The 17,752-nt window shown below is 72.9% G+C and carries 20 protein-coding genes; 7 read left to right on the forward strand and 13 right to left on the reverse strand.

Going from position 1 to position 17,752, the window contains the following annotated elements:
• Positions 1-18: 18 nt before the first annotated feature.
• Positions 19-1,020 carry an NADP-dependent oxidoreductase gene (locus tag FHS87_RS16970; RefSeq protein WP_184520580.1) on the reverse strand — a complete coding sequence of 334 codons (1,002 nt, stop codon included), beginning with the start codon at positions 1,018-1,020 and terminating at the stop codon, positions 19-21.
• A gap of 151 nt (positions 1,021-1,171) precedes the next feature.
• Between FHS87_RS16970 and mobB the strand changes: the two genes are divergently transcribed.
• Positions 1,172-1,672 (forward strand): molybdopterin-guanine dinucleotide biosynthesis protein B, encoded by a 501-nt coding sequence (mobB, locus tag FHS87_RS16975; RefSeq protein ID WP_184520581.1) that lies wholly within the window; start codon positions 1,172-1,174, stop codon positions 1,670-1,672.
• Positions 1,673-2,059: 387 nt separating this feature from the next.
• On the opposite strand, the gene FHS87_RS16980 is transcribed toward mobB, so the two are convergent.
• Positions 2,060-2,548, reverse strand: coding sequence for a response regulator (locus FHS87_RS16980; RefSeq protein WP_221300023.1), 489 nt, complete (start codon positions 2,546-2,548; stop codon positions 2,060-2,062).
• Between the two features lie 210 nt (positions 2,549-2,758).
• Here FHS87_RS16980 and FHS87_RS16985 point away from each other — a divergent pair, with 210 nt between their 5' ends.
• Positions 2,759-3,490 (forward strand): Crp/Fnr family transcriptional regulator, encoded by a 732-nt coding sequence (locus tag FHS87_RS16985; protein ID WP_246418483.1) that lies wholly within the window; start codon positions 2,759-2,761, stop codon positions 3,488-3,490.
• On the opposite strand, the gene mobA is transcribed toward FHS87_RS16985, so the two are convergent.
• From mobA to gabT, 3 genes are read right to left on the reverse strand one after another with little or no spacing between them, the layout of a single operon-like run.
• The gene (gene mobA / locus FHS87_RS16990; RefSeq protein WP_184520582.1) at positions 3,485-4,105 is read right to left on the reverse strand and encodes a molybdenum cofactor guanylyltransferase MobA; all 621 of its coding nucleotides are present in this window, start codon (positions 4,103-4,105) and stop codon (positions 3,485-3,487) included. The genes FHS87_RS16985 and mobA overlap by 6 nt on opposite strands.
• Positions 4,092-4,490, reverse strand: coding sequence for a hypothetical protein (locus FHS87_RS16995; RefSeq protein WP_184520583.1), 399 nt, complete (start codon positions 4,488-4,490; stop codon positions 4,092-4,094). The genes mobA and FHS87_RS16995 overlap by 14 nt, the downstream gene beginning before the upstream one ends.
• Positions 4,487-5,836 (reverse strand): 4-aminobutyrate--2-oxoglutarate transaminase, encoded by a 1,350-nt coding sequence (gene gabT / locus FHS87_RS17000; RefSeq protein WP_184520584.1) that lies wholly within the window; start codon positions 5,834-5,836, stop codon positions 4,487-4,489. Before gabT ends, FHS87_RS16995 begins: the two co-directional genes overlap by 4 nt.
• Before the next feature lie 232 nt (positions 5,837-6,068).
• Between gabT and FHS87_RS17005 the strand changes: the two genes are divergently transcribed.
• The 3 genes from FHS87_RS17005 to FHS87_RS17015 all read left to right on the forward strand — a co-directional run bounded on the left by FHS87_RS17005 (position 6,069) and on the right by FHS87_RS17015 (position 9,573).
• The gene (locus FHS87_RS17005) at positions 6,069-7,658 is read left to right on the forward strand and encodes an acetolactate synthase large subunit (protein WP_456306619.1); all 1,590 of its coding nucleotides are present in this window, start codon (positions 6,069-6,071) and stop codon (positions 7,656-7,658) included.
• 17 nt (positions 7,659-7,675) lie between these two features.
• Complete coding sequence (locus FHS87_RS17010) at positions 7,676-9,115, forward strand: NAD-dependent succinate-semialdehyde dehydrogenase (RefSeq protein ID WP_184520585.1); 1,440 nt, start codon at positions 7,676-7,678, stop codon at positions 9,113-9,115.
• A 62-nt stretch (positions 9,116-9,177) separates the two neighbouring features.
• Positions 9,178-9,573 (forward strand): (R)-mandelonitrile lyase, encoded by a 396-nt coding sequence (locus tag FHS87_RS17015; RefSeq protein WP_184520586.1) that lies wholly within the window; start codon positions 9,178-9,180, stop codon positions 9,571-9,573.
• 16 nt (positions 9,574-9,589) lie between these two features.
• Here FHS87_RS17015 and truA read toward each other — a convergent pair whose 3' ends face one another.
• Genes truA through def form a run of 3 tightly spaced genes read right to left on the reverse strand, consistent with a single transcriptional unit; the run spans position 9,590 to position 11,818 of the window.
• Positions 9,590-10,354 (reverse strand): tRNA pseudouridine(38-40) synthase TruA, encoded by a 765-nt coding sequence (gene truA, locus FHS87_RS17020; RefSeq protein WP_184520587.1) that lies wholly within the window; start codon positions 10,352-10,354, stop codon positions 9,590-9,592.
• A gap of 1 nt (position 10,355) precedes the next feature.
• Entirely contained in the window at positions 10,356-11,252 is an 897-nt protein-coding gene (fmt, locus tag FHS87_RS17025; protein ID WP_184520615.1) for a methionyl-tRNA formyltransferase, read from the reverse strand.
• 32 nt (positions 11,253-11,284) lie between these two features.
• Positions 11,285-11,818 (reverse strand): peptide deformylase, encoded by a 534-nt coding sequence (gene def / locus FHS87_RS17030; RefSeq protein ID WP_184520588.1) that lies wholly within the window; start codon positions 11,816-11,818, stop codon positions 11,285-11,287.
• Between the two features lie 206 nt (positions 11,819-12,024).
• Here def and FHS87_RS17035 point away from each other — a divergent pair, with 206 nt between their 5' ends.
• Both FHS87_RS17035 and FHS87_RS17040 read left to right on the forward strand, forming a co-directional pair.
• Entirely contained in the window at positions 12,025-12,462 is a 438-nt protein-coding gene (locus FHS87_RS17035; RefSeq protein WP_184520589.1) for an Hsp20 family protein, read from the forward strand.
• Between the two features lie 119 nt (positions 12,463-12,581).
• On the forward strand, positions 12,582-12,803 hold the full coding sequence (locus FHS87_RS17040) for a DUF1150 family protein (protein WP_184520590.1): 222 nt from the start codon (positions 12,582-12,584) through the stop codon (positions 12,801-12,803).
• Between the two features lie 61 nt (positions 12,804-12,864).
• Here the strand turns inward: FHS87_RS17040 and hpf are convergent, their stop codons facing one another.
• The 5 genes from hpf to lptC all read right to left on the reverse strand — a co-directional run bounded on the left by hpf (position 12,865) and on the right by lptC (position 17,681).
• On the reverse strand, positions 12,865-13,473 hold the full coding sequence (gene hpf / locus FHS87_RS17045; RefSeq protein ID WP_184520591.1) for a ribosome hibernation-promoting factor, HPF/YfiA family: 609 nt from the start codon (positions 13,471-13,473) through the stop codon (positions 12,865-12,867).
• A 72-nt stretch (positions 13,474-13,545) separates the two neighbouring features.
• Positions 13,546-15,009: an RNA polymerase factor sigma-54 gene (gene rpoN, locus FHS87_RS17050; RefSeq protein ID WP_221300025.1), complete on the reverse strand. Its 1,464-nt coding sequence runs from the start codon at positions 15,007-15,009 to the stop codon at positions 13,546-13,548.
• A 148-nt stretch (positions 15,010-15,157) separates the two neighbouring features.
• Entirely contained in the window at positions 15,158-15,910 is a 753-nt protein-coding gene (gene lptB, locus FHS87_RS17055; RefSeq protein ID WP_184520592.1) for an LPS export ABC transporter ATP-binding protein, read from the reverse strand.
• The gene (locus FHS87_RS17060) at positions 15,907-16,893 is read right to left on the reverse strand and encodes an LptA/OstA family protein (RefSeq protein WP_184520593.1); all 987 of its coding nucleotides are present in this window, start codon (positions 16,891-16,893) and stop codon (positions 15,907-15,909) included. The genes lptB and FHS87_RS17060 overlap by 4 nt, the downstream gene beginning before the upstream one ends.
• Positions 16,890-17,681 (reverse strand): LPS export ABC transporter periplasmic protein LptC, encoded by a 792-nt coding sequence (gene lptC, locus FHS87_RS17065; protein WP_312862034.1) that lies wholly within the window; start codon positions 17,679-17,681, stop codon positions 16,890-16,892. Before lptC ends, FHS87_RS17060 begins: the two co-directional genes overlap by 4 nt.
• Positions 17,682-17,752: the final 71 nt, after the last annotated feature.

Consider the following 17,752-nt stretch of genomic DNA (forward strand, 5'->3'; position numbering starts at 1 on the left):
TCTACGCCCGCCTGCGCCTCAGGTCACCTCGACGATCAGCTTGCCGAAGTTCCGCCCGGCGAGGAGCCCGGCGAAGGCCTCGGGCGCGTTCTCCAGCCCCTGGACCCGGTCCTCCCGGTACTTCAGCGCCCCCTCCCGCAGCCAGGCGCCGCCGATGCGGGGCCAGTCCGCGAAGGCGCGGGGGTGGTCGCGCACGATGAAGCCCTGGAGCTTCAGCCGCTTGCGGACGAGGGCCATGAGGTTGGGGCCGGGGGCGGGCTCGGCGTCGTTGTACTCCGCGACCATGCCGCAGAAGGCGACGCGGGCGAAGTCGTTCAGCAGGGGGAAGACGGCCCGCTGCACGGCGCCGCCGACATTCTCGAAATAGGAGTCGATCCCCTCCGGGCAGGCGGCGGCGAGGCGATCGGCGAAGTCGGGCGCGCGGTGGTCCACGCATTCGGGAAAGCCCAGCTCCTCCCGCACGAAGGCGCATTTCTCCGGCCCGCCGGCGATGCCGACGACGCGCGCCCCCATCCGCCCGGCGATCTGCCCGGCCACGCCGCCCACGGCGCCGGAGGCGGCGGAGACGACGAAGGTCTCGCCCGGGCGCGGCGAGGCGATCTCGGTCACGCCCACCCAGGCCGTGGTGCCGGGCATGCCGAGCACGCCGAGCGCCGTGGTGACGGGGGCGGCCCCGGGGTCGAGCTTCCGCAGCCCGGCCGCCGGCACGGCGGAGAAGCGCTGCCACCCGGCCCCGCCGAGCACCCAGTCCCCGGCACCGAAGCGGCCGGTGGGGTCCTCCACCACCTGGGCGACGGACTGGCCCTCCATCACCGCCCCGATCTCCACCGGCGCGGAGTAGGACTTCGCCGCGCTCATCCGCCCGCGCATGTAGGGGTCGAGCGAGACGAAGCGGTTCCGCAGCAGCGCCTCGCCCGGGCGGGGGGAGGGGGGCGCCTCATCCACGGTCTCGAAATGCTCCGGCCCGACCCGTCCCTCCGGCCGGGCACGGAGAAGGATGCGGCGGTTGCTCTCGGTCATGGGCGCCTCCTGGCCTGGGGCGCGCAGGCTGGCACCATCCGCGCGGCGGGTCACGGCTGGCGCGGCGCCGCCCCCGGCGCTACAGCCGCCCCATGATCCAGGCCGGTTCCCGCGCCCCGTCCGCCGCCACCTCCCAGGGCACCCCCCGCCCATGCGCGTGATCGGCCTTGCCGGCTGGAGCGGCGCGGGGAAGACGACGCTCCTAGCCGCCCTCATCCCCTGGCTGCGCGGCCAGGGGCTCACGGTCTCCACGATCAAGCACGCCCACCACGCCTTCGACGTGGACCGGCCGGGGAAGGACAGCCACACCCACCGCCAGGCCGGCGCCTCCCAGGTGCTCGTCTCCTCCGCGCTGCGCTGGGCGCTGATGACGGAGCTGCGCGACGCGCCGGAGCCGGAGCTGGCCGCGCTCATCGCCCATCTCGACCCCGTGGACCTCGTGCTCGTGGAGGGCTTCAAGCGCGACACGCACCCCAAGATCGAGGTCCATCGCAGCGCCAACGGCAAGCCCTGGCTTCACCCCGAGGACCCCGCGATCCGCGCCGTGGCCTCCGACGCGCCGCCGCCCGGCGGGCTGCCCCATGCCGGGCTCGACGACATCCCCGGCATCGGCGCGCTCGTCCTCGCCCATGCGGCGCCCTGGCCGGGATAGGCCTGGAGTTGCACACCCCAAAGGTGGTTATCGCCCCGGCCAGCTAGAGCGACTGAAGTGCTAGCCCTTATTGGCCTGTCTACGTTGTATCCGGAAGCGCTTGCGGCTGGTCTTTCGGCTCCGTTTCGGTCTGATACGCACGACGGCACCTCCCCTGCATCCGTTGGAACGTTTTACCCTACCAAGCTATCCCCGGCCTGCAAACGGACGGCGCGGCAGACCGGGAGCCTCGATGCTGGGATGCGCAACCGTGGTGACAGGCTTCCCGGGGGCGGCTGGGCTGGTTGTACGAATTCGTACATCGTCGGCCAGGTCCCGCTACGCCATCCATTCAGGCGCAGGACCACGGCCCCAGGGGCCGAGCTGGGCTGACCGTCTCAGGGTCGGTCAGGCGCTCCGGGCGGCTGGCAGGTCCATCGATTCCCGCTGCGCCGCCACTCTCGACACGGCCTGGAGCAGGGCCGCGCCGCGGCAGGGCTTCACGACCAGCGGAGCATCGAGGTGGCGGCCTCTATCGCAGTCCGTCTCGTAGCCCGTCGCGAAGAGGAAGGGCACGCCGATCGCGGCGAGCGCGTCCGCCACGGGCGTGACCCGCTCGCCCTGGAGGTTGACGTCGAGCACGGCCACCGAGATCCCCCCGTCCGAGGCGGCGGCCTCGATCAGCGAGACGGCATCGGCCACGCTCGGCACGGGTCCGAGGACTTCCCACCCCGCCGTGCGGAGGTCATCGGCGATGTCCTCGGCAATGAACCATTCGTCCTCCACCACGAGCACGCGTCGGGGGAGAGGGGAACCGGGGCTCCGGCCGGCGCGGCTGGTTTCCGGTGCATGAACCACGCTCGGCACGAGCGCGAGGTCGGGGAGAGGCACGTCCATGGGAACGGAACCTACCGGTCCTTCCGCCGCGCCACTGTCCGGTAGCGTACGACATGGGAGCCGGAACCGGGGCGTGGAAGAAAGGAGAGGAACGTACATCACCGTACAGACGCTCCGGGCGTCCCTGGCCTAAGGGCACGGCGTTCTTAACGTTGCGGTGCCGGCGCTGGTCAGTCTCGCGCACCTCCCTGAGTCACGGACGCCGCGCTGTTGCCTCCCCATTCCCATCCGCGCAACCGCCTGCTCGCGGCGCTCGGCGCCCAGGAACTCGCCGCCCTGGCGCCGCACCTCGTTCCGGTGGAGCTGAGCATGCGGGCGACGCTGCACCTGCCGGGGCAGCCGATCACCGAGGTGTTCTTCCCCGAGAGCGGCTACGTCTCGATGGTCGCGCATATCGAGGATGGGGACCTCGCCGAGGTTGGCCTCGTCGGCCGCGAGGGCTTCATCGGCCTGCCCATCCTCCTCGGCGCGGACCGCGAGGACATCGAGGCGATGGTGCAGAGCCCCGGAGCGGCGCTCAGGATGGATGCCGCGCGCTTCCGCGACCTGCTCGACGGGGTGCCGGGCCTGCGGGAAATCCTGCTCCGCTACGCCCTCGTCTATCACGGGCAGGTCGCGCGGACGGCGGCGTGCAACGGCCATCACAGCGTCAGCCAGCGCCTCGCCCGCTGGCTGCTCATGGCCCATGACCGCTCGGACGGGAACAGCTTCCCCGTCACCCACGAGCTTCTCTCCCACATGCTCGCCGTGCGACGCGCGGGGGTGACGGTGGCTGCCGGGCAGCTCCGGACGGCCGGGCTGATCCGCTACGAGGGCGGGCGCATCCACATCACGAATCGCCAGGGCCTGGAGAGCGCGTCCTGCGAGTGCTACGGCATCGTCCGCCGCAGCTTCGACGAGCTGCTGGACGGGACGGCCAGGCGGAAGCCAGGGGGGTCATAGGGGCCGCCCCTCCGCCGCGCGCTCCAGCGCGGCCAGCTCCTCCGGCGTATTCGCGTTGAGAAAGGGGTCGCCCGGCCATTCCACGGCGACCGCGCCGTGGCGCGCGGCCCATCGGCCCACCTTGCCCTCCCCCGCGAGGAGCGCGGCGCGCAGGTCGTCGCGCAGCGCGACGGACCATAGCGCGACCGGCGGATGCGCCCTCCCGGCCGAGGCGGCATGGGCGACCGGCGCCCCCGCCGCGTGCAGCCGGGCGGCGAGGTCCGGTGGGATCAGAGGCGTGTCGCCCGGCACGGAGAGCACCCAGCCCAGGCCGAGCCGCGCGGCGTGCTCCATTCCCGCCAGCACGCCCGCCAGCGGGCCGGGATAGCCGGGAAAGGGGTCCGCCAGCACGGGCAGGCCCGGCGCGGCACCGGCGAAGCGGGCGGGGTCGCCATTCGCGCTGATGGCCAGCGCCGCGGCCTGCGGCGCCAGGCGCTCCAGCAGCAGGGCGAGCATCGGGCGCCCACCCAGGGACCCATGCAGCGGCAGGAGGGTCTTGTCCCCGCCGCCCATGCGCCGCGCCAGCCCGCCCGCGAGGACGAGGCCGAGCGTCAGCGGGGTGTCAGCCCCGTCCACGCAGGGCGAGCGGGCGCATGAGGAAGACGGTGCCCCAGCCCCAGGCCGCGCCCGCCAGCGGCAGCACCCAGGGCGGGATGCCGCGTGGCAGGTGCTGCGGCACAAAGTAGGCCGCCGCCACCCCCGCCGCCGCGCCGATGGCGAGGTCCGGCAGGCGGGTGAGGCGGAGCAGGAGGGCGAGCCCGACCCCGCCCGCCGCCCCGAGAAGGGCGAGCCAGACCACCACGGGCAGGCCGTAGGGGCCCGGCGCTATGGAGAAGGCGGCGCGCGGCATCACCCGGGCGACGTGATGCAGGAGGAAGAGCGTGGGGTCGCGGAAGAGGAGCACGCCCAGCGCCCCGCAGGGCGCCCCGTAGAGGAGCGCCCGCCGCAGGCTCTCGATCACGCCGTGGCACGTTCCGCCACGCACTCGCGCAGCGCCTCGCCCAGTTTGTCCATGCCCTCGTTCACCAGCGCGTCGGAGGTGGTGAGGGGGCAGAGGAAGCGGATGACATTGGCGCGCACGCCGCAGGAGAGGAGGACGAGCCCCTTCTCCGCGGCCTTGGCCACGAGGGCGCGGGTCAGGTCGGGGTCGGGCCGGTCGGCATCGCCGTCGGCCACCAACTCCATCGCCACCATGCCGCCGACCTGGCGGATGTCGCCGATCACGCCGGTGAGGCTGTTGCTCGCCTGCAATTCCCGGATGCGGGAGACGATGAGGTCGCCGATGTGGTTGGCGCGCTCGATCAGCCCCTCCTCCTCGATCACGTCGAGCACCGCATTCGCCGCGGCGCAGCCGAGCGGCGAGCCGCCATAGGTTCCGCCGAGCCCGCCCGGGCCGGGGCTGTCCATGATGGAGGCGGTGCCGGAGACGGCCGAGAGGGGGAAGCCGCCGGCCAGCGACTTCGCCATGGTCACGAGGTCCGCCTTCACCCCCGTGTGCTCCATCGCGAACATCTTGCCCGTGCGCGCGAAGCCCGTCTGGACCTCGTCGGCGATCAGCAGCATGCCGTACTTGTCGCAGATGGCGCGCAGCCCCTGCATCAGCTCCGGCTGCGCCTGGTAGAAGCCGCCCTCGCCCTGCACGGGCTCGATGATGATGGCGGCGATCCGGTTCGGATCGATGTCCGCCTTGAACAGCGTCTCGATCGCCTCCAGCGTGTCCGCCACCTCCTTGCCGTGATAGGCGACGGGGAAGGGCAGGTGGTAGATGTCGGCCGGCATCGGGCCGAAGCCCACCTTGTACGGCACGACCTTGCCGGTGAGCGCCATGCCGAGCAGCGTGCGGCCGTGGAAGGCGCCGGAGAAGGCGATCACCCCCGGGCGGCCCGTATGGGCGCGGGCGATTTTCACCGCGTTCTCCACCGCCTCGGCGCCCGTCGTGAGGAACACGGTCTTGGCCGGGCCGCGCACGGGGGCGATGGCGTTCAGCCGCTCGGCGAGGCGGACATAGCTCTCATAGGGCGTCACCTGCACGCAGGTGTGGGAGAAGTTCTCCAGCTGCGCCTGCACGGCGGCCTTCACCCTGGGATGCAGGTGGCCCGTGTTCAGCACGGCGATGCCGCCGGCGAAGTCGATGTAGCGCTTGCCCTCGACATCCGTGATCTCGGACCCCTCCGCCCGCGCCGCGAAGACGGGCAGGGAGGAGGAGAGGCCGCGCGGCACGGCGGCCTCCTTGCGCGCCTGGAGCGTGCTGTTGCGCGGGCCCTCCTGGATCGGAGCGGTAGCCTCGCCTGAGATCGTGGTGCCCATGGATCGGATGTCCCTCGCGCAATGCCGGGAAGGTGCGCCGGGCGCCGCGCGGCGGCAAGGCTCGCACGGGGCGGCGCGCGGTATTTCCTGCCGCATCCCGGGCGGGCGGCGGCGTTCCCTGCCGTTCTCCGGCACCGGGCGCGCGGGCCGTGCCCGCGTGAGAGGTGAGGCCGTGCCCGCGTGAGATGGTGCGGCTGCGCCCGCGTGAGAGGGGGCGGCTTGCGGCGCTCCCGTGCCGCGCGCAACCTGCGCCGCCTTTGCCCCGGGGGAGTCGATCGACGTGAATGGCGCGCACAGCCTTGTCCGCACACTGCTGGCATCCGGCGTGGACACCTGCTTCGCGAATCCGGGCACGAGCGAGATGCATTTCGTCGCCGCCCTGGACCAGATCCCCGGCATGCGCTGCGTGCTCGGCCTGCAGGAGAACGTCGTCACCGGCATGGCGGACGGCTACTGGCGCCTCGCCGGCAAGCCCGCCTGCACGCTGCTCCATTGCGGCCCGGGACTCGCGAATGGCCTGGGCAACCTGCACAACGCGCGCCGCGCGCGCAGCGGCATCGTCAACATCGTGGGCGACCACGCGACCTATCACCGCGCCTTCGACGCGCCGCTGACCGCCGACACCGAGGGCTGGGCCCGCCCGGTCTCCGCCTGGGTGCGGACGAGCGCGCGCGCCGCCGATGTCGGGCGGGATGCAGCGGTGGCCGTGCAGGCCGCCCGCACCGCGCCGGGGGGGATAGCGACCCTCATCCTCCCCTCCGACTCCTCCTGGGACGAGGGGGGGGAGGAGGCCGCGCCGCTCCCCGTGCCCGGCCCCGTGGCGCCGGACCCCGGCGCGGTCCGCCAGGCGGCACGCGTGCTGCGCGAGGGGAAGCGCGTCCTCATCCTGCTCGGCGGTGCCGCGCTGCGGGAGAGGGGGCAGGCGCTGGCATGGCGGATCGCGCAGGCGACCGGCGCCTCGCTGCTGGCGGAGGGCTCGAACGCCCGGATGACCCGCGGGCGCGGGCTGCCGCAGCTCGACCGCGTGCCCTATGTCGTGAACGTCGCCGTCGAGCGGCTCTCCGGCTTCGACCACATCGTGCTGGTGAACGCGAAGGCGCCGGTCGGCTTCTTCGCCTATCCCGGCAAGCCCTCCGCCCTCTACCCGCCGGAAGCCGGGGTGCATGTGCTGAGCCGGTTCGAGGGCGATGCCGAGGCCGCGCTCGCCGCCCTGGCCGACGAGCTCGGCGCGCCGGAGGCCGCCATCCCCGATCCCGGCCCGCGCCCCGAGCCCGCGCGCGGCGCGCCGACCCCCGAGGGGCTGGCCCGCACGGTCGCCGCGCTGATGCCCGAGGGCGCCATCGTCTCCGACGAGAGCGTCTCCTACGGCCGCGGCTTCTTCCCCGAGACCTATGCCGCGCCCCGGCACGACTGGCTGCAGCTCACCGGTGGCGCGATCGGGGACGGGATGCCGGTGGCCACCGGCGCGGCCATCGGCTCGGGCGGCAACCGGCGGGTGATCAGCCTCCAGGCGGACGGGTCGGCCATGTACTCGCTCCAGTCCCTCTGGACCCAGGCTCGCGAGAAGTTGCCCGTCACGACGGTGATCCTGTCCAATCGGAAGTACCAGATCCTCATCGGTGAGTATGCGGGCGTCGGCGCCAATCCCGGGCCGACGGCCATGAACATGCTCGACCTCGGCAATCCGGACCTCGACTGGGTCAGGCTTGCCGGGGGAATGGGGGTGGAGGCCGCGCGGGCCGAGACCCTGGAAGCCCTGGGCGACCTGCTCTCCCAGAGCATGGCCCGGCCTGGCCCCTTCCTGATCGAGCTATCTGTCTGACGGAGACGCACGGCTTCATGTCGAACTACCCCAAGGTCCAGCTCCACATCGACGGCGAGTGGCGCGACGCGCGCTCGGGCAAGACCATCGAGGTGATCAACCCCGCGACGGAGGAGGTGGTCGGCACCGTCGCCCATGCCGGCATCCCCGATCTCGACGAGGCGCTGGAGGCCGCGCAGCGCGGCTTCGAGACCTGGCGCAAGACCTCGGTCTTCGAGCGCTACCGGCTGATGCGGAAGGCGGCCGACATCCTCCGCTCCCGCGCCGACGCCATCGCCGCCATGATGACGGCCGAGCAGGGCAAGCCGCTGCCCGAGGCGAAGATGGAGACGCTGGCCGCCGGCGACATCATCGAGTGGATGGCCGAGGAAGGCCGCCGCGCCTATGGCCGCGTGGTGCCCGCCCGCGCCGAGGGCGTGTACCAGCTCGTGCTGCGCGAGCCCGTGGGCCCCGTTGCCGCCTTCACGCCCTGGAACTTCCCGATCAACCAGGTGGTCCGCAAGCTCTCGGCCGCGCTGGCCACGGGCTGCTCCATCATCGTCAAGGCGCCGGAGGAGACGCCGGCCTCGCCGGCCGAGCTGATCCGCGCCTTCGTCGATGCGGGCATCCCCAAGGGGGTGATCAACCTCGTCTACGGCGTGCCCGCCGAGATCAGCGCCTACCTCATCCCGCACCCGGTCATCCGCAAGATCACCTTCACCGGCTCGACCCCCGTGGGGAAGATGCTGGCGGGGCTGGCCGGCCAGCACATGAAGCGCGCGACGATGGAACTGGGCGGCCACGCCCCCGCCATCGTCTTCGACGACGCCGACGTGGGGAAGGCGGCGAGGACGCTCGCCGCCTCCAAGTTCCGCAACGCCGGCCAGGTCTGCGTCTCGCCGACCCGCTTCCTCATCCAGGAGCGCAGCTTCGACGAGTTCCTGGAGACCTTCACCACCGCCGCGCGCGCCATCAAGGTCGGCAACGGCATGGAGGAAGGCGTGACGATGGGCCCGCTCGCCAATGAGCGCCGCGTGCCGACCATCGAGGCGCTCGTGCAGGACGCCGTCGGGCGCGGGGCGAAGCTCCAGGCGGGCGGGAACCGGATCGGGAACAAGGGTTACTTCTACGAGCCGACCGTCCTCTCCGACCTGCCGCTCGATTCCCGCGCGATGAACGAGGAGCCCTTCGGCCCGCTGGCCCTGGTGAACCGCTTCTCGGACTTCGACGAGGTGGTGGCGGAATCCAACCGCCTTCCCTTCGGCCTCGCGGCCTATGCCTTCACCGGCTCGGCCACCACGGCCCAGCGCATCGCGGCGGAGGTGGAGACGGGGATGATGACCATCAACCATCTCGGCCTCGCCCTGCCGGAAGTGCCCTTCGGCGGCGTGAAGGACAGCGGCTACGGGTCCGAGGGCGGGTCGGAGGCGCTGGAAGCCTATCTCGTCACGAAGTTCGTGACGCAAGCGGGACTGTAAGGTCCCGTCCCGGCGGGACCTTACAGTCCCGCCGGGGGTCACGACATGCAGAGGAGAGGGCGATGGAGATCGCGCGCGCGGGTTCCCAGCCATCTGGCAAAGGGCCGTCCGACTGGTTCACCGGCACTGTCCGCATCGACCCGCTGTTCAGCCCGCCCGATCCGGCCCGGGTCGCCGGGGCGCTGGTCACCTTCGAGCCGGGCGCCCGCACGGCCTGGCACACGCATCCGCTCGGCCAGACCCTCATCGTGACCACCGGCCTCGGCTGGGCGCAGCGCGAGGGCGGACCGGTCGAGGAGATCCGCCCGGGCGACGTGGTCTGGTTCCCCCCGGGCGAGAAGCACTGGCACGGCGCCACGCCGACCACGGCCATGAGCCACATCGCGGTCCAGGAGAAGCTCAACGGCTCGCCGGTGGACTGGATGGAGAGGGTGAGCGACGAGGACTACCGGCGCTAGGCTCCCGCGCGCGGCGTCACGCCGGCCATTCGAGCCCAGGCTCGTAGCGCACGGAGACGAAGCAGAGCCCCTCCGCCGGGGCCGTCTGCCCGGCCCGCCGCCGGTCCCGCGAATCGAGCACCTGCCGGGGCCAGGACACCGGCCGCAGCCCGCGCCCGACCTGCGCGAGCGTCCCCACCATGTTCCGCACCTGGTGGTGCAGGAAGGAGCGTGCCTCCACCCTCACCACGATCTCCTCGCCCAGCCGGGAGACGTCGAGCCGGTCGAGCGTCCGCAGCGCGTCGCGCGCCTGGCAGGCGGCGGCGCGGAAGGCGGAGAAGTCGTGATGGCCGATCAGCCCCTGCGCCGCCTCGTGCATCGCCGCCGCGTCCAGCCGCTGCGGCACGTGCCACACGCGCCCGAGGTCCAGCCCCGGCCGCGCCCGGCGGTTGAGGATGCGGTAGCGATAGGTGCGGTGGACGGCCGAGAAGCGCGCGTTCCACTCCTCATAGGGGCGCGCGACCGAGAGGACGGAGATCGGATGCGGCCGGCTCCGCGTGTTAAGCGCCTCCCGCACCCGCTCCACCGGAAGGTCGGCGAGGAGGTCCACCCCCGCCACCTGCCCCTCGGCATGGACGCCCGCATCGGTGCGCCCGGCGGCGCCGACGATCGGCTCCACCCCCCCGTTCAGCGGCGCCGCGGCCTCCTCCAGCACCTGCTGCACGGAGAGCCCGTCCTTCTGCCGCTGCCAGCCGACGAAGGGGGTGCCGTCATACTCGATCAGCAGGGCGTAGCGCGGCATCCTAGCCGAGCACCGTGCCGGGCGGGACGGGCGTGCCGCGCAGGAAGGCGGCCGCCTCCATCGCCCCGCGCCCGGCGCGCTGCACGCGGGTGAGGCGCAGCGCCGTGCCCTCGCCGCAGGCGACGAGCAGGGAATCATCGAGCACGGTGCCGGGCGGGGCTCCCCCGCCCGGGGCGGGCTCGGCGGAGAGGACGCGCAGCGGCTCCCCGTTCAGCGCCGTGAAGGCGCCGGGCCAGGGTGTCATCGCGCGCACGCGCCGGTCCAGCGCCGGGGCGGGGTGGGACCAGTCCAGCCGCCCGTCCTCCTTGCCGAGCTTGGGGGCGTAGGTCGTGCCCTCCCCGGGCTGGGGGGTGGCGGGCGGGTCCTCGTCGAGGGCGCGGAGGATCAGCCGGGCGCCCATTTCGGAAAGGCGGTCATGCACCTCCACCGTCGTCTCGCGGGGGCCGATCGGGGTCGCCTCGCGCAGCAGCATGGGGCCGGTGTCCAGCCCCTCGTCCATCCGCATGATGGTGATGCCCGTCTCGGCATCGCCCGCCAGCACCGCCGCGTGGATCGGCGCCGCGCCGCGCCAACGGGGCAGGAGGCTCGCATGGATGTTCAGGCAGCCGCGCCGGGGCGCGTCCAGCATCGCTTTCGGCAGGATCAGCCCGTAGGCGACGACCACTGCCGCATCGAGCTCCAGCGCGGCGAAGGCCTCGTGCTCCGCCGTCTCGCGCCGCACCCGCGCCGGGGTCCGTACGGTCAGGCCCATTTCCAGCGCGGCGGCGTGGACGGGGCAGGGGGTCTCGCGCTGCCCGCGCCCGGCCGGGCGGGGCGGCTGGGCGTAGACGGCCGCGATCTCGTGCCCGGCCGCGTGCAGCGCCCGCAGCGCCGGCACGGAGAAGGCCGGGCTGCCCATGAAGGCCAGCCGGAGGCGCCCGCCTTCCCTCGTCACATCGCCTCCCGCGACTTCAGCTTCTGCTCCTTCAGGAACTTCTTGATGAGCATGTTCCGCTTCAGCGGGCCCAGGCGGTCGGTGAACATCACGCCGTCCAGGTGGTCGATCTCGTGCTGGAGACAGGTGGCCAGCAGGTCGTCCGCCTCCATCTCGCGCCGCGTCCCGTCCAGCTCGCGCCAGCGCACCTTCACCCGGGCCGGCCGCTCGACATCGGCGTACTGGCCGGGGATGGAGAGGCAGCCCTCCTCCCGCACCGCGCGCTCCTCGCTCGCCGCCACGATCTCGGGATTCACCAGCACCATGGGGGAGGGGGTGTCGTCCGGCTGGAGGTCGATCACCACCAGCCGCAGCTTCTCGCCCACCTGCGGGGCGGCGAGGCCGATGCCGGGCGCCTTGTACATCGTGGCGAGCATCCGGGGCGCGAGCGCCCGCACGAGGTCGGCATCGCCCTCGGCCACGGGCCGGGCCTTGGCGCGCAGGATGGGATCGGGATGGAGAAGGATGGGGAGGAGGGGGACGTCGTTCATCGCTCGGCCTGGGGGCGGCCCGGAGGCGGGCACTCCCGGCGGCATGTAGGGCAGAACGCCCGCCGGCGGAACTCGCCGCCGCGCTCCTGGCGCCACCCTCCTGGCGCCACCTCCTTGTAACAGGGCGCGGCCTCGCCGATATTCGCCCTGGGCCGGTGCCTCCATGGGCCGGCCCGAGTGGCCTCGCTTCCTAAGGACGCCGCAGCATGACCCGTTCGCCGGTCTTCGGATCGCCGCTGTTCCTCGGCTTCGACCACCTCGAGCAGATGCTCGACCGCGTGCAGAAGTCGTCCGACGGCTATCCGCCTTACAACATCGAGCAGACCGCGGCCGACCGGCTGCGGATCACCCTGGCCGTGGCGGGCTTCGCCATGGAGGACCTCCAGATCACCCAGGAGGACAACCAGCTCGTGATCCGCGGCCGCCAGAAGGACGACTCGGACGGCCGGATCTTCCTGCACCGCGGCATCGCGGCCCGGCAGTTCCAGCGCGCCTTCGTCATCGCCGAGGGCATCGAGATCGAGGGCGCCTGGCTCGACAACGGGCTGCTGCATGTCGAGCTGCGCCGCCCGCAGCCCGAAGTGCGGGTGCGGACGATCCAGATCAACGGCAAGACCCGCCCCATGGTCGACGGCCAGGCCTGAATGATCGGGTGCCTCCGGGTACCCCAATCCATCCCCGCCCGAGAAGCCCCGCCGAACCGGGGGGCGGAACGGGCGTTACAGCTCCGCAGGCCATTCCGGCTGCGGGTGAGGAGATCCCGATGAACCCGACCCCGAGTCCCACCCTCCGCGACCTCTCCGCGCTCGACTGGGCGCGCTTCGGGGCGCAGGAGATGGCCTATATCCGGCCGGTGACCGTGAACGGCACCCAGGCCGTGGCCATCCACGCGGCCGATGGCACCCCCATCGGCGCCGCGCCCAACGCCGCCCTGGCCATCGCCGCCATCCTTCAGCACGAGATGGCGCCGGTCCTCGTTCACTGAGGAGGTCTGGCACTGAAGCGTCTGTCGCGGGGAGGGGCCTCCTCCCCGCGCCCGCGCGGCTTCAGGCCCGTGGCGGGTCGATCCAGCCGACATGCCCGTCGGCCCGGCGATAGACGACGTTCAGCACGCCCGTCTCGCGGTTGCGGAACATCAGGACGGGGTCCTGGGCGAGGTCCAGCCGCATCACCGCCTCCGGCACGGTCAGCCGGCTGATCTCGGTCGGCCGCTCGGCCACCACGGCGCCGTCCGTGTAGGCGGCGGGGCTCACCACCGTCTCCGGCACGGGCTCCGCGCCGGCCTCCTCCTGCTCGTCATTTCGGAGCACGACATCACGCGCCATCTCGGTCAGCGGGTCGCGCTCCTCGGCCATGCTGCGGGCGTGGTCGTTCACGCGGCGGCGATAGCGGCGCAGGCGCTTGCCGATATGCTCCGCGGCATCCGCGAAGGCGCGATGGGCGTCCGGCCCCTCGCCCTCGGCCCGCATGTTCAGGCCGCGCCCGGCGCGCAGGTTGATGTCGCAGGCGAAGAAGGCGCGGTCCCGGCGAAAGGTGACGTGCGCGTCGAGCGCATGGTCGAAATACTTCCGCGTGACGGCCGTCAGCCCGTCCGTCACATGGGTCTTCAGGGCCTCGCCGGTGTCCACGCCCTTGCCGGCGATGGTGATCTGCATGATCGGCACCCCTTCTCACACTTGTAACATAGGTGAGGTTGAGCCGGTCCCGGGCGGGTTGGAAGAGCCCTTTCAGAGAACGGGCGCAGATTTCTCGCGCTTGCGCTGGACCGAGGAGGGGATCCGCAGCGCGTCCCTGTACTTGGCGACCGTGCGCCGGGCGATGTCCACGCCCTCGGCCCGCAGCCGCTCCACGATGGCGTCGTCGGAGAGGATGCTCTCCGCCCGCTCGGCATCCACCATGTGCCTGATGCGGTGGCGGATGGCTTCCGCCGAGAAGCTCTCCCCCCCGTGGGTGCCAGCGATGGCGGTGGTGAAGAAGTACTTCAGCTCCAACGTGCCGCGCGGGGTGGCGATGTACTTGTTCGCCGTCACGCGGGACACCGTGCTCTCATGCATGCCCAGCTCGTCCGCCACGTCCCGCAGGATGAGGGGGCGGAGGTGGCCGACTCCGTAGCGGAAGAACCCCTCCTGCCGCCGCACGATCTCGGCCGCGACGCGGAGGATGGTGTTGGCCCGCTGCTCCAGGCTCCGGACCAACCAGTTCGCCGCCTGCAGCTTCTCCGCCAGGAAGGCGCGGTCCTCGCGCGTACGCGCGCCCGTCCGGGCGGTGGCGTGGAAGCCGCGGTTCACCAGCACGCGGGGCATCGTCTCCGGGTTCAGCTCCAGCAGCCAGGTGCCGTCGGGCAGGCGGCGCATCAGCACGTCGGGCACGACGAGCGGCGCCTGCTCGCCATCGGCCAGGGCGCCGGGCTTGGGGTTCAGGCGGCGGATCTCGGCCACCATCCCCGAGAGATCCTCCGAATCCACCCCGCAGACGCGCAGCAGCCCGGCCATGTCCCGCCGGGCGAGCATGTCCAGGTTGTCCAGCAGGGCCTGCATCGCGGGGTCGAGCCGGTTCAGCTCGGCGAGCTGCACGGCCAGGCATTCCCGGAGGTCGGCGCAGAACAGGCCCGTGGGGTCGAAGCGCTGCATCCGGGCGCGCACCCCGGAGACGAGGGCGGGGTCGCAGCCCAGCGCCTCGGCGATGGCCGAATCGGCGATCGCCAGCCGCCCGGCGGGGTCCATCAGCGCGATCATCTGCCCCGCGATCAGCCGCTCCTTCGGGTCGCCGAAGGCCAGCCGCGCCTGCTCGGCCAGCAGCTCGCGCAGGGAGCGCGGGCGCTCCCCCGCGATCTCCTCCAGGCTCCGCCCGTCATCGTCCCAGGAATCCGAGCGGGCGCCGCGCGACGCCGGGAGGAGGGCCTCGCCGCTCTCATAGCCCGCGGACCAGTCCGCCTCGATCGGCGTGGCGCCCTCGGCGGGAAGATTGGGGGAAAGGGCCGCCTCGAAGCAGTCGGGCTCCGCGATGACGGGCGCGGCGGGGGCGCTGCCCTCCTCGCGCTCCAGCATCGGGTTGCGCTCCAGTTCCTCCTCGACGAAGGCGGTGACCTCGAGGTTGCTGGACTGGAGCAGCTTGATGGCCTGCCGCAGCTGCGGCGTCATCACCAACTGCTGCGTCTGCCGGAAGTCGAGCCGCGGGGCGAGGCTCACCATCGCGGCGCAACCGCCGCGTCGGCATGGGGCGGCGCAACCGCCGCGCCGGGGTGATGCGGCGCAACCGCCGCGCCGGGGTGATGCGGCGGCCCCGCCATGCGGCGGAGGCGCGGTCCCGGCCCTTCGGTGCGGAAGGCGCCGGCCGCGTTCACAGGTGGAAGGTCTCCCCGAGATAGACGCGCCGCACGGCCTCGTTCGCCACGATCTCCTGGGGATCGCCCTCCATCAGCACCTGCCCGTCGTGCAGGATGTAGGCGCGGTCGATGATGGCGAGCGTCTCGCGCACGTTGTGCTCGGTGATGAGCACGCCGATGCCGCGGTTCTTCAGGTGCTTCACGAGGTCGCGGATCTCGCCCACCGCGATGGGGTCGATGCCGGCCAGCGGCTCGTCCAGCAGGATGTAGGCGGGGTGGGTGGCCAGGGCGCGGGCGATCTCGCAGCGCCGTCGCTCGCCGCCCGAGAGGGCCAGCGCCGGGGCGCGGCGGAGATGGGAGATGCCGAACTCGGCCAGGAGGGAATCGAGCATCCCGTCCCGCCGCTCGCGGCTGGGCTCCACCACCTCCAGCGCGGCGCGGATGTTGTCCTCCACCGAGAGGCCGCGGAAGATCGAGGCCTCCTGCGGCAGGTAGCCCAGGCCGAGCCGCGCGCGGCGGTACATCGGCAGCATCGTCACGTCGTGGCCGTCGAGGAAGACCTGCCCCTCATCCGGGCGGACGAGGCCGGTCATCATGTAGAAGGTGGTGGTCTTGCCTGCCCCGTTCGGCCCGAGCAGCCCGACCGCCTCCCCGCGCCTGAGGGAGAGGGAGACGCCCTTCACCACCGGCCGCTTCTTGTAGCGCTTGCCGAGCGAGCGCGCGACGAGGCCGGAATCGGCGGGCAGGGAGCGCACGGCCTCGCTCATCGCGCGCGCCCTCCGCCCGCGGGAGCCTGCGCGGGGGCCGGGTTCGGCGCCGGGCGGCCCGCGGCCGGTGCGTTCTCCCCGCCCGAGGAGGGCAGGACGAGGCCCTGCACGCGCCCCCCCGGCGCGGAGACGAGGCGCGAGACGCCGGTGCGGAGGTTCACGATGGCTTCCTGCCCCTGCAACTGGTTCTGGCCGCGCGTGATCCGGACATTGCCCAGCACCCGCGCCATGCCCGAGACCGGGCTGTAGACGGCGCGGTCCCCGCGCACGACCTCGGCCTCCGTCCGGATCTCGACATTGCCGAAGACCTCCACCCGGTCGAGCTTCGAGCCCTCGCCGGGCACGCGGCGCGGCGCGGACCCGGCCGGGGCGCCGGGGGCCGGGGGCCGGGCGGCGGCGGGCTGCACCGCCGGGGCCTGCTCCAGGAAGTAGCCGACCAGCGTGTCCGCGGTGATCTGGCGGTTGTCGCCCGTCACCACCTTCGCCGCGCCGCGCGCCACGGCCATGCGGCGGGCGGACCAGTATTCCAGGCTGTCGCGGGCGGTGATCGTGTCGTTCGGCGTGGTCAGGCTGAGGTCCCGGCCGGTGAGGACCATCACGGCCTGGTCCATGTCGTAGACGGCGCGGTCGCCCTTGGCGGTGTCGGTGGCGCTGCTGATGCGGACGTTGCCCTCCGCCTCCAGCCGCCAGATCTCCCCGCCCGAGAGCGGGCTGTCCCCGCCGCCGGCGCCCTCGGCCGGGCGGTTCCCGGCGCGCGGGCGGTAGCGCGCGATGAGGCGGGCGGCATCCACCGTCACCCCCTCGCGCACGGCCTTGGCGTTGCCGCGCGCGACGACGACCTGCTCGTTCTGCCGCCACTCGATCCCGTCGGTCGCCGTCACCTCCACCGGGCCGCCGCCGGAGAGGTCGAGCGGCTGGGCCTGGGTGGGGATCGGCAGCGCGAGGGCGAGCAGCGCCGCGAGGGCGGGGAGGCGGGGGCTCACCGGCCGCCCTCCAGCACCGCGCGGGCATTCCCGGTGAAGACCACCACGGCACCGCGGTCGCGCAGGCGGAAGCCCTCGCCGGTCACGGTGCCGAAGCTTCCCTGGGCCGCGATGGGGCGGTCGCCCTCCGCATTCCCGCCCTTCACATCCACCCTCGCCTCCTGGGTCTCGATCAAGGTCCCGTCGTCCTGCCAGATCGTCACGTCTCCCCGGAGGTCGAGGATGTTGTTGTTCCGGTCGAAGCGGCCGGCCCGGCTCTCCAGCAGCATCCAGCCGCCGCCCGAGAGCATCAGGTCGCCCCTCGGCGTCTCGAGGTCCACGATATTGGTGCTGCCTTGTTGCGAAGCGGTGAAGGCCGTCACGTTGTAGGGCCGGCCCTGCTCGTCGATGCCCTGGTAGCGGGGGTCCACCACCCGCACGGATTCGGGCGTCGCGCGGCTGAGGCGGCGGAAGGAGAGGCGGGCATTCTCGCCCGTCCGCTCGAATTCGGGCCAGAGGACGATGGCGCTGAGCAGCGCGAGCGCGCCCACGGGCAGCAGCACCTTCAGCAGCCGGATCGCCACGCGGCGCCGGATGATCGCCCCGCGCGTGTAGCTGCGGCGCGCACGGGAGGGCACGGGCCGCTCCCGCCAGTCCGCGCCATCGCCGCGCGGCAGGGAGGCGGAAAGGCCGGGCGCGGGCGCTGGCGGGTGCTCGCCGGCGGCGGTTCCGGTGCCGGAAACGGCCTCGCCACGGCCCGTTGGGCCGCCGGGCACGGCGTCGGCAGGCGATTGGGCTCGGGCGCTCACGCCCCCTGTATGGAGTGCCGGCGCGAGGCGGTCAACGCGGTTGAAGGTAGCGCTTATCAAGAATCATGCCA

The organism is Muricoccus pecuniae, assembly GCF_014199205.1.
In the GTDB taxonomy this organism is placed as follows: Bacteria; Pseudomonadota; Alphaproteobacteria; order Acetobacterales; family Acetobacteraceae; genus Roseomonas; species Roseomonas pecuniae.